At 72.3% G+C, this 11280-nt stretch carries 10 protein-coding genes; 9 read left to right on the plus strand and 1 reads right to left on the minus strand.

Annotated elements, in window-relative coordinates:
* Positions 1-46: 46 nt before the first annotated feature.
* Entirely contained in the window at positions 47-1804 is a 1758-nt protein-coding gene (locus tag CBF90_RS15955; RefSeq protein ID WP_088381071.1) for a DUF5605 domain-containing protein, read from the plus strand.
* A gap of 102 nt (positions 1805-1906) precedes the next feature.
* Here CBF90_RS15955 and CBF90_RS15960 read toward each other — a convergent pair whose 3' ends face one another.
* Positions 1907-2623 carry a FadR/GntR family transcriptional regulator gene (locus tag CBF90_RS15960; RefSeq protein ID WP_023952571.1) on the minus strand — a complete coding sequence of 239 codons (717 nt, stop codon included), beginning with the start codon at positions 2621-2623 and terminating at the stop codon, positions 1907-1909.
* A gap of 107 nt (positions 2624-2730) precedes the next feature.
* Here CBF90_RS15960 and CBF90_RS15965 point away from each other — a divergent pair, with 107 nt between their 5' ends.
* From CBF90_RS15965 to CBF90_RS16000, 8 genes are all read left to right on the plus strand, one after another.
* Positions 2731-4113, plus strand: coding sequence for an MFS transporter (locus tag CBF90_RS15965; RefSeq protein WP_023952572.1), 1383 nt, complete (start codon positions 2731-2733; stop codon positions 4111-4113).
* A complete protein-coding gene (locus CBF90_RS15970) occupies positions 4110-5858 on the plus strand; it encodes a dihydroxyacetone kinase family protein (protein ID WP_088381072.1) in 1749 nt (582 codons plus the stop codon). Before CBF90_RS15965 ends, CBF90_RS15970 begins: the two co-directional genes overlap by 4 nt.
* The gene (locus CBF90_RS15975) at positions 5855-6325 is read left to right on the plus strand and encodes a ribose-5-phosphate isomerase (protein ID WP_023952574.1); all 471 of its coding nucleotides are present in this window, start codon (positions 5855-5857) and stop codon (positions 6323-6325) included. The genes CBF90_RS15970 and CBF90_RS15975 overlap by 4 nt, the downstream gene beginning before the upstream one ends.
* The gene (locus CBF90_RS15980; protein WP_064956276.1) at positions 6325-7110 is read left to right on the plus strand and encodes a triose-phosphate isomerase family protein; all 786 of its coding nucleotides are present in this window, start codon (positions 6325-6327) and stop codon (positions 7108-7110) included. Before CBF90_RS15975 ends, CBF90_RS15980 begins: the two co-directional genes overlap by 1 nt.
* Complete coding sequence (locus CBF90_RS15985; protein WP_088381073.1) at positions 7107-7913, plus strand: sugar phosphate isomerase/epimerase; 807 nt, start codon at positions 7107-7109, stop codon at positions 7911-7913. The genes CBF90_RS15980 and CBF90_RS15985 overlap by 4 nt, the downstream gene beginning before the upstream one ends.
* Entirely contained in the window at positions 7913-8761 is an 849-nt protein-coding gene (locus CBF90_RS15990; RefSeq protein WP_088381074.1) for a phosphogluconate dehydrogenase C-terminal domain-containing protein, read from the plus strand. Before CBF90_RS15985 ends, CBF90_RS15990 begins: the two co-directional genes overlap by 1 nt.
* Before the next feature lie 11 nt (positions 8762-8772).
* A complete protein-coding gene (locus CBF90_RS15995; protein ID WP_064956278.1) occupies positions 8773-9528 on the plus strand; it encodes an SDR family NAD(P)-dependent oxidoreductase in 756 nt (251 codons plus the stop codon).
* 2 nt (positions 9529-9530) lie between these two features.
* The coding region (locus CBF90_RS16000; protein WP_197690599.1) for a hypothetical protein at positions 9531-11280 on the plus strand (1750 nt) is incomplete at its 3' end.

The following is an 11280-nucleotide window of genomic DNA, read 5'->3' on the forward strand; positions in this document are numbered from 1 at the left end:
GCCCGACCCTCCCGATCCCGTTCCCGTTCCCGCCCAGGAGGCATGAATGTTCGACCGCGCCACGACCTTCGGCGAAGCCCTCGACGACCCCGCCGCGCGCGCGATCCTCGAGCGGTACATGCCCGGGGTCGCCGCCTCGCCGATGGCGACCCAGTTCCGGGGCGGTCGTCTCGGCCAGCTCGTCGCGATCGTGCCGGCGCTCGAGGACCTCGCCGAGCGCGAGCGCTTCTTCGCGGCTCTCGCCGAGGTCGGCAGCGGCGCGCCCCGACCGCCGTACGCGCCGGCGATCGAGCCCGATCCCGCATACGAGGGCGACGACATCGCGCGCGGGTCGGCGGCGCTCGACATACCGGCGAGCGCCGCCCTGTGGGACCCGATCGAGATCCGCATCACCGGCCCCGCCCACGGCAACCCCTTCGTCGACGTCGAGCTCGACGCGATCTTCGAGCGGGACGGCGCCGAGGTGCGGGTCGGCGGCTTCTACGACGGCGACGGCGTCTACGTCATCCGCGCCCTCGCCGACGCTCTCGGCGCCTGGACCTTCCGCACCCGGTCGACGGCGCGGTCGCTCGACGGCATCACCGGCGCTCTCGAGGTCGTCACGGCACGCGCGGGCTCACACGGACCGGTTCGCGTCGACGGCTTCCACTTCCGGCACGCCGACGGCACGAGGCACCGTCCGCTCGGGACGACGGCGTACGCCTGGACGCACCAGCCCGACGAGCTGCAGGAGCAGACGCTGTCGACCCTCGCTGCGGCATCCTTCGCGAAGCTCCGCATGTGCGTCTTCCCGAAGTCCTACCTGTACAACAGCGACGAGCCGGCCGACTTCCCCTTCGTCGGCAGCCTCGCGGACGGTTTCGACCTCGAGCGCTTCGACCCCGCGCACTTCCGCCGCCTCGAGAGGCGGATCGCCCAGCTCGGCGAGCTCGGCATCGAGGCCGACGTCATCCTCTTCCACGCCTACGACCGATGGGGTTTCGCCGACCTCGGACCGGCCGTCGACGAGCGCTACCTGCGTTACGTCGTGCGACGCCTGTCGGGCTACGCGAACGTGTGGTGGTCGATGGCCAACGAGTACGACCTGCTGTGGTCGAAGGATCTCGACGACTGGGAGCGGCTCGCCGCCGTCGTCGGCGAGGAGGACGCGTTCGGTCACCTCAACTCCATCCACAACTGCCGACCGGTCTACGACTACGACAAGCCCTGGATCACGCACGTCAGCATCCAGCGGGTCGACGTCTACCGCACGGCCGAGAACACCGATCAGTGGCGCGAGCAGTGGGGAAAACCCGTCGTCATCGACGAGTGCGCCTACGAGGGCGACATCGACCAGGGCTGGGGCAACATCACCGGCGAGGAGATGACGCGGAGATTCTGGGAGGGCGCGGTGCGCGGCGGCTACGTCGGCCACGGCGAGACCTACTACCCGCCCGCGCACGGCCGCGATGACGAGATCCTCTGGTGGTCGAAGGGCGGCGAGCTGCACGGGTCGTCCCCCGAGCGCATCGCGTTCCTGGAGCGCCTCCAGTCCGAGTCGCCGACCGGGGTGTGGGACCCCCTGCCGAGCGACTGGGACGTGCCGTGGGGCGGGGTCGCGGGAGCCGTGAAGATCGGCTACTTCGGATTCAACCGCCCACGGTTCCGTAACGTCATCCTCGAGGAGGGCGCCTGGCGGGTCGAGGTCGTCGACACCTGGAACATGACCGTCGAGCCGGTGCCGGGCGAGCATCGCGGCCAGCTGCGCGTCGAGCTTCCCGGCCGCCCCTACATGGCCATTCGCCTCACCCGTCTCTCCGACTGACCCCGCCCCCGCGCGGGCACCCACCTCGAGGTCCCCGTTCGGCCGGGTATGGGACCCGGATAACCGGCCGAAGTGGGACCTCGCGGTTCTGTGAGCGGCCGGTCAGGGGGCGATGCGGCGGGCGGCGGTGGCCATGTGGGTGGCCATGGCCGAGGCCGCGGCATCCTCGTCGCCGGCGGCGACGGCCCGCGCGATCTCCTCGTGCTCGGCGAGGGCGCGGCGCGCCTGCTCGTCGTCGTGCACCGCACGGTCGGCGTAGACCTGCAGCAGCGACCGCACGACGTGGAGCAGATCGATCAGCATCGTGTTGCCGGCGATGCGGGCCAGCTCGTGGTGGAACGCCAGGTCGGCGCGGGCGAACGCGCCGAGGTCGCCGAGCGTCGACCGCATCCGCTCGACGTGAGCCTCGAGGTCGCCCGAACCGTCCGCCGCGGCGGCGAGGCGGGCGACGTAGATCTCCAGTCCCGATCGCAGCTCGATCAGCTCGTGCGTGTTTCGCTCTCCGATGAGCAGCCCCCACCGCAGCGTCTGCGGCAGCAGCTCGCTCGCCGCACCGCGCAGGTACGTGCCCGAGCCGGGGCGCACGTCGACGATGCCGAGGATCTCGAGGGCGGCGAGCGCCTCGCGCACGGCCGATCGGCCGACTTCGAGCGTCGCGGCGAGCTGTCGCTCCGGAGGCAGCCGCGTTCCCGGGGCGACCTCGCCCGACGTGAACAGGTCGAGCAGGCGCCGAGCCACCTCCGAGACGGGGGTGCGCGCCGGGAGCGCCGCGAGGGATGCCGCGAGGTCGGGCGATCCGTCGGAGCGATAGGCGGGCATGACGACAAACCTACCCGGCGCCCCTCGGGTTGCAATTGGTCAACCGGTTTGCCAAACTAGCCGAGCGATGAGGCAACCCATCGCGCAACCGACGATGGGAAGTCAGCGTGGACACCTCTTCCGAAACGGAATCCCCCGTAGCCCGTTCCGCGATCCGCAAGGTCGCGATCCGCCTCGTGCCCTTCGTGGCTTTGATGTTCTTCATCAACTACCTCGACCGCACCGCGATCGGCTTCGCCGCCCCGAACGGCATGAACGACGACCTCGCCCTGAGCGCCGCGCAGTTCGGGTTCGCCTCGGGGGTGTTCTTCATCGGCTACATCCTGCTCGAGGTGCCCTCCAACCTCGCCCTGCACCGCTTCGGCGCCCGCAAGTGGCTCGCGCGCATCATGGTCAGCTGGGGCATCGTCGCCGTGCTGTTCACCTGGGTGCAGAACTTCGAGCAGCTCGTCGTCCTGCGCTTCCTGCTCGGTGTCGCCGAGGCCGGGTTCTTCCCCGGCGCGATCCTGTTCCTGAGCCTCTGGGTGCCCTCGCGCTACCGCGGCCGCATCCTCATGCTCTTCTACCTGGCCCAGCCCCTCACCACCGTGATCGGAGCGCCGCTGGCCGGAGCCCTGATCCAGCAGCACGGCGTCTTCTTCGGGCTCGAGGGATGGCGGTTCATGTTCCTCGGCGTCGCGATCCCCGCCGTCGTCGTCGGCGTCGTGGCCTGGTTCTACCTGAAGGACTCCCCCGCGGATGCCGCGTGGCTGACGACCGACGAGAAGACCTGGCTCACCGGAGCCCTCGCGGCCGAGCGGTCGGCGACCGAGGCACGCGAGAAGCACGTCTCGGCACGGTTCGCCTTCGGCAGCGGACGCGTGTGGGCGCTGTCGTTCATCTACTTCGGCTTCATCTACGGCCTCTACGCGCTGGCGTTCTTCCTCCCGACGATCATCGAGGGCTTCCAGGAGCAGACGGGCCAGACCTTCGACGTCTTCCAGAAGGGCCTGATCACCGCGATCCCGTACCTGCCCGCGGCGATCGTCATGGTCCTGTGGTCGCGCGACGCCCACCGCCGCGGCATGAAGACCTGGCACATCGCGGTGCCCGCCGTGGCCGGCGCCGTATCGATCCCGCTCGCGCTCTTCGCCGGCTCGCCCGCCGCGACGATCGCCGTCATCACGGTCACCGCGTGCGCGATCTTCGCCGCCCTGCCGAACTTCTGGACCCTGCCCACCCGCTTCCTCACGGGAGCCGCGGCCGCCGCCGGTGTCGCCCTGATCAACACCGTCGGAAACCTCGCCGGCTTCAGCGCGCCCTACATCACCGGCGCCGTCCGCGACTGGACCGGGGGCTACGAGGTGCCGATGGTCATCGTCGGCGTGATGATGCTCGTCTCGGCCGTGCTGATGGCGCTGCTCGCGCGCGGCGACCGGATGGCTCCCGCGGCCGTCCCGCGAACAGGCCAGACGGCCGCCGCGACGCAGAACGGGCCCGCGACACGATGACCCGCCTGTGGAACGACCCGGCCGACTTCGCCGACGAGATGATCGACGGCTTCGTCGCGGCCAACGCGCGCTACGTCCGACGCGTCTCGGGAGGCGTGGTCCGCACCACGCCCGCGCCCGCGGGCCGGGTGGCCGTCGTCGTCGGCGGCGGATCGGGCCACTACCCGGCCTTCGGCGGGCTCGTCGGGGCCGGCCTGGCCGACGGCGCCGCGATGGGCAACCTCTTCGCCTCCCCCTCGACGCAGCAGATCCACGCCGTCGCCCGCGCAGCTCACGGCGGCGGCGGGGTGCTGTTCTCGTACGGCAACTACGCCGGCGACGTGCTGAACTTCGACGCGGCGCAGGAGCGGCTGCGCGCCGAAGGCATCGCGTGCGAGACGGTCGCCGTCACCGACGACATCGCCAGCGCATCGGCTGACGAGATCCACCGGCGGCGCGGGATCGCGGGAGACCTCACGGTCTTCCGTTCCGCCGCGGGCGCGGCATCCGCCGGTTACGACCTCGCGGACGTCGCGCGCGTGGCGCGCCTCGCGAACGACCGGACGCGCTCGTTCGGCGTCGCGTTCTCGGGATGCACGCTTCCGGGCGCCCCCGCACCTCTGTTCAGCGTTGCCGAGGGGCGCATGGCGATCGGACTGGGCATCCACGGCGAGCCGGGCATCGACGAGGCCGAGGTGCCGACCGCCGACGGGCTGGCCGAGCTGCTCGTGTCGCGGCTGCTCGCCGAACGCCCCGACGGCGCGGACGGACGCGTCGTGCCCATCCTCAACGGCCTGGGGTCGCTCAAGCACGAGGAGATGTTCGTCGTCTACCGGCGCATCGCCCAGCTGCTCGCCGACGCGGGCCTCGAGGTCATCGACCCGCACGTGGGCGAATACTGCACGAGCTTCGACATGGCGGGCACCTCGCTCACGCTGTTCTGGCTCGACGACGAGCTCGCGGAACTGTGGGAGACCCCCGTCGACACCCCGGCCTACCGCCGCGGTTCCGTCGCGCCCGAGGCCTCCGGTCGGTACACGGCGACGACCGCCGGCGCCGACGCAGATGGCGGTGAAGCCGCCACCGCCATCGTCCCCGGCGACACCGACTCGCAGTCCGTCGCCCGCGTGGTCGTCGAGGTGGTCGACACGGTCGCCCGCACGGTCGACACCAACGTCGACGAGCTGGGACGGATGGATGCGATCGCGGGCGACGGCGACCACGGCATCGGGATGCAGCGAGGCTCGCACGCCGCCCGCGCTGCCGCCCACGAGAGCGCGGCCGCCGGGGCCGGCGCCGCCACGACGCTCGCCCGCGCCGCCGATGCCTGGTCCGACCGCGCCGGCGGCACGTCCGGGGCCCTGTGGGGCGTCATCCTCACCTCGGTCGCGAGCGCGCTCGGCGACACGGGACGGCCGGATGCCGCCGGGGTGGCCGCAGGTGTCACCGCAGCCACCCGCGGGGTGATGGCGTACGGCAAGGCGGAGCTCGGCGACAAGACGATGGTCGACGCCCTCGTTCCCTTCAGCGCGCAGCTCACGACCGCGGTCGCGGGCGGCGCGACGCTGGCCGAGGCCTGGCGCTCGGCGGCATCCGTCGCGTCGGCCGCCGCTGCCGCGACCGCCGCGCTGCTCCCCCGCATGGGCCGGGCGCGCACCCACGGCCAGCACAGCGTCGGCACCCCCGACCCGGGCGCGCACTCCCTCGCGCTCATCGTCACCGCCGTCGGCGACGTGCTCACCCACCACGAGAGGACCCCGTCATGACCGAACCGCTCCGCATCGTCATCGGCTGCGACGACGCCGGCTTCGACTACAAAGAGGTGCTCAAGCGCGACCTCGAGGCCAGCGCCGGCGTCGCGTCGGTCATCGACGTGGGCGTCGGCGCCGACGGCCACACCCCCTACCCGACCGTCGCGATCGAGGCCGCCGAGCGGGTCGCACGCGGCGAGGCCGACCGCGCCCTGCTCATCTGCGGCACCGGGCTCGGTGTCGCGATCGCAGCCAACAAGGTCGCCGGCATCCGTGCCGTCACGGCGCACGACTCGTTCTCGGTCGAGCGCGGGGTGCTCTCCAACAACGCGCAGGTGCTGACGATGGGCCAGCGGGTCGTGGGCATCGAGCTCGCGCGCCGCCTCGTCCGCGAGTGGCTGACCTACCGCTTCGACACGTCCTCCGCCTCGGCCGAGAAGGTGGCCGTCATCGACCGGTACGAGAGCACCGGATCCTGCTGATGACGCCCATGACCGTCGGGGTGAGCCTCAAGGCGTACTTCGGCCGACGCGCCGCCCGCGTGTGGTTCGGCGAGGTCGCCGCCGCCGTGAGCGAGCGCGAGGCCGTGCGCAGCGGCGCCGTCGAGGTCTTCGTCATCCCCACCTACCTGCAGTTCGACGATGCGCGCGACTACCTCGCGCCCGCCGGCGTCCGCGTGGGGGTGCAGGACGTCTCGGCGTACGAACCCGGCGCCTACACCGGCGAGATCACCGCGGCGGAGGTCGCGGAGTCGGGCGGCGCGTTCGCCGAGATCGGCCACGCCGAACGCCGGCGCCTGTTCGGCGAGACCGACGAGATCACGGCGGCCAAGGCAGCGGCGGCCCTGCGACACGGCGTCACCCCCGTGCTCTGCATCGGAGAGCCGGAACGGACGGATGCCGAGTCCGCGGCACGCACGGCCGTCGCTCAGCTGCACGCGGATCTCACGGGGGCTCCCGCCGGCCGGGTCGTCGTGGCGTACGAGCCGGTGTGGGCGATCGGCGCCCCCGAGCCCGCACCCACAGCGCACATCGTCACCGTGAGCCGTGCGCTGCGGGCAGCGCTCGACGCCGATCCGGAGCGCGCCGGATCGAGCGTCATCTACGGCGGCTCGGCCGGACCCGGCCTGCTCGCGCGGCTCGAGGGCGCCGTCGACGGCCTCTTCCTCGGGCGCTTCGCGCACGACGCCGCCGCCTTCGGCCGCGTCATCGATGAAGCCGCCGAGCTCGCGGCAGCCCGCAGCACGCAGAACGGAGCGACGTCGTGATCGGCCTCGGCACCTATGCCTTTCTGTGGGAGCACTCCGACCGTGCACCCCAGCCCCTCTCGCTCGTCGGCGCGTTCGAGCGCACCCGCGAGCTCGGCGTCGACCTGTTCCAGATCTGCGATTACGCGCCGCTGGAGCTCATGGACGGTATCGAGCTGCGCGATGCGGCCGCCGCGGCCCGTGACCTCGGCCTGACGATCGAGGTCGGCACGAAGGGGGTCGCCCCCGAGCGTCTGACCCGCTTCCTCGAGCTCGCCGCGGTCTTCGACGCGCGGCTCGTGCGCAGCATGATCTACGCCCCCGACTCCCGCCCGACGCTGGTCGAGGCCGAGGCGTGGCTGCGCGGCATCCTGCCCGCGTACGAGGCAGCCGGGGTCTCCCTCGCTCTGGAGACCTACGAGCAGGTGTCGACCGCAGATCTCACGCGGCTCATCGCGGCCGTCGACAGCCCCGCCCTCGGGGTGTGCCTCGACCCGGCCAACGTCGTCGCGCGCCTGGAGCTGCCGCGCGAGACCGTCGAGCTCGCCGCGCCCTACGTCACGAACATCCACGTGAAGGACTTCGCCTTCGCCCGGCAGCCCGGCTGGGTCGGTTTCACGTTCACCGGTGCCCGCATGGGCGAGGGCCTGCACGACTACCCCCATCTGCTCGAGACCGTGAGGCCGCGCGAGCGCGGGGTCGACGAGCGCGAGGTCAACGAGATCGTCGAGCACTGGCTGCCCTGGCAGGGCGATGCCGAGACCACTGTCCGAACCGAGCGGGACTGGACCCGCGCCACCCTGGAATACCTGAGGAGCACCTGATGAGCCACACGATCGCCGTCGTCGGAGCGGGCGGGAAGATGGGCACGCGCGTGTCCAACAACCTCGTCAAGACCGATCACACCATCTTCTACGTCGAGAACTCCCCGGCCGGGCGCGAGCGCACGATCGCCGCCGGGCGCGAGCTGACGGATGCCGCCGCCGCGGTCGCCGACGCCGACATCGTCGTGCTCGCCGTGCCCGACCTCGCGCTGGGACCGGTGACCGCCGATCTCGTCCCCCAGCTCAAGCCGGGCGCCATCGTGCTGACGCTCGACCCGGCCGCCGCCTACGCGGGCCTGCTGACGACGCGCGACGACGTCATCCAGGCCGTCGCGCACCCGTGCCACCCGTCGGTCTTCCTCGAGCGGACCACGAAGGAGGAGTGGGCCGACACGTTCGGCGGCATCGCGGCCCCGCAGGACGCGATCGCCGCGATCGAGTCGGACGACCCCGAGAAGCAGCGCATCGTCGAAGAGACCGTTCGCGCGATCTACGCACCGGTCATCGACGTGCACTGGGTGACGATCAAGCAGCTCGCGCAGCTCGAGCCGACCCTCGTCGAGACCGTCGCCTGCATGATCGGCTCGCTCCTGAACGAGGCGCTCGACGAGGCGATCCACACGATGGGCGTGCCCGAGGCCGCGGCCCGCAGCATCCTGTACGGCCACACGCAGGTCGCCCTCGCGAACGGCCTGCGCGGCGACAACCCGTTCAGCGATGCGTGCCTGATCGCGATGGACTACGGTCGCGAGAGCATCATCAAGGACGACTGGAAGAAGATCTTCCGCGACGACGAGCTCGACAAGAACCTCGCCCGGATGCTGCACCTGGATCACATCGAGCGCTGAGGACGACGACGATGACGAGACTGCAGGGCAAGACGGCGCTCGTGACCGGCGCTGCGATGGGCATCGGACACGCCGTCGCCGAGCGCTTCGTCGCCGAGGGCGCGCGCGTCGTTCTCGCCGACCGCAACGGGCCGGCCGTCGGCGACGCGGCGGCCTCGCTCGGGCCGCTCGCGCGCGCTGTGACGATGGACATCTCCGACGAGACCGCCGTCGCGGCGGCCTTCGCCGAGGTCGAGTCGGCGGGGTGGACGCCCGACGTCGTCGTCGCGAACGCCGGCGTGCAACTCTTCGGACAGGACGCACCCGCCGCCGACCTCGACCTCGACGTGTGGCGGCGGACGATCGACATCAACCTCACCGGGACGTTCCTCACCGTGAAATACGCCGTCCGCGCGCTGCTGTCGCGCGGCGGCGGGTCGATCATCCTGACCGGGAGCCCGACCGCCGTCAACGGCGAGGGGTGGGCGTTCACCGCCTACAGCGCGTCGAAGGCCGGCGTGCACGGGCTCGGCCGCACGGTCGCCGCGGCATACGCCGATCGCGGCATCCGGGTGAACACCGTCCAGCCCGCGTACACCGAGACGCCGCTCGTGTCGGCCATCAGCGACGACCCGGAGTCGCGGGCGGCGATCGTCTCGCGCATCCCCGTGGGCCGCGCCGGCACCCCCGCCGACGTCACCGGCATCATGGTCTACCTCGCGAGCGACGAGGGCTCGTTCGCGACGGGGGCGACCTTCTCGGTCGACGGCGGCATGACGACCCTCTGAGGATGCCGACGATGTGGGGACGCGACGCCGCGGATCGGCGACGGATCGGGGCCTGGGAGTTCGAGCTGCGCGGGGACGAGTTCGCCGACATCCGACGGGAAGGCCGGCGCGTGCTGCGCAGCATCCGGGCCGTCGTGCGCGACCGCGACTGGAACACGCTCGACCTCGTCGTCGACCGGGTCACCGCCGGCGAGACCAGCCTCACGATGCACGTGCGGACCGGCGACGAGCGGATGCCGCTGAGCGGCGTCGTCCGCGCCGAGGTCCGCGGCGACAGCCTGCGGGTGCTGTGCGACCTCGAGGCGGCGACGCCCATCGAGACGAACCGCACGGGCCTCGTCGCCCTCATCCCGCCCTCGGCGGCCGGGGCCGGATTGTCGGTGACCCACAGCACGGGCGGGGTGTCGCAGACGGCGCTTCCGGTCGCCATCAGCCCCCACCAGCCGGTGCTCGACATCGCGGGTCTGCGGTGGCGTGACGGCGGCGTCGATGTCGGGCTCGCGTTCGACGGCGATGTGTTCGAGATGGAGGACCAGCGCAACTGGACCGACGCCTCGTTCAAGGTCTACAGCCGGCCGCTCGCACTGCCGTTCCCCTACCCGGTCGCGGCGGGCGAGCGCGTGCGGCAGCAGATCACCGTCACGGCTGAGGCCGCGCCGACGCGGGGTGCCGCGCCGACCGAGGACGCCGCCGCCGAGAGCGATGTGATCGGGGATGCCGTGATCGAGCTGCGGCGCGCGGGGGACTTCCCCGCGATCGGGCTGAGCGCGTCGACCGCCCCCGACCCGGCGCCCGATCCCGCGTCGGCACGCATCGGGACCGGCCGCGCGGCGAGCACGCTCGTCGAGCTCGACCTGGCGTGGCCGGGGTGGCCGGCGGCGCTCGAGCGCGCGGCATCCGAAGGCCCTCCCGTCGACGTCCGGCTCGTGCTGCCCGCCGAGGCGGGGGTGTCTGATGGCGCGGATGCCGCGATCGCCTCGGCGCTCTCCGGCGCGATGGCCGCGCTCGGTCGTCTTCGTGTGACGCGGGTGGCGGCGTTCCAGCCCTCCGGGCCGGGCCGTCACGTCTCCGACGAGGCCACGGTCGCGCTGCTCCGAGACGCGCTGGATCAGTCGGGCCTGGACGTGCCCGTCGTCGGCGGCGCACGCTCGCACTTCACCGAGCTCAACCGCGAGCAGCACCGCCTGCCGCGGGGTCTCGCGGGGCTGACGTTCAGCGTCACGCCGCTCTTCCACAGCCGCGACACCGAGCAGCTCGTCGAGTCGCTCGCGATGCAGCGGCTGGTCGCGACGCAGGCGGTCGAGATCGGCGGCGGGGTGCCGGTGCACGTCGGTCCGGTCACGCTACGGCCGCACTTCAACGACGTCGCGACGACGGCGCCGCCGCGCCCTGCGGCATCCGATCTGTCGGCCGGCTACGGCACGCACCTGATCGACGCCGACGACTCGCGCCAGCACGCGGCCGAGCTCGCGGCCTGGACGATCGCGAGTGCCGCGGCCCTCGCCGTGCCCGGCGTCGCGAGCCTGACGTTCTTCGAGTCGTGGGGGCCGCGCGGCATCCTCGACTCCGATGGCACGGCGTTGCCGGTCGCCGAGGCGATCGCAGCCCTCGCCGGGCTCGCGGGCGGCGAGCTGCTCTCGGGCTCGAGCCCCGACGGCCTCGTCTGGGCCGTCGGCGCCGAGCATCGGGGCGAGATCACGGTGCTGGCGGCCAACCTCGACACCCGCCCCCGCACGCTCACCGTGACCACCC

This window comes from Microbacterium sp. AISO3, from assembly GCF_002204305.1.
Classification (GTDB): domain Bacteria; phylum Actinomycetota; class Actinomycetes; order Actinomycetales; family Microbacteriaceae; genus Microbacterium; species Microbacterium arborescens.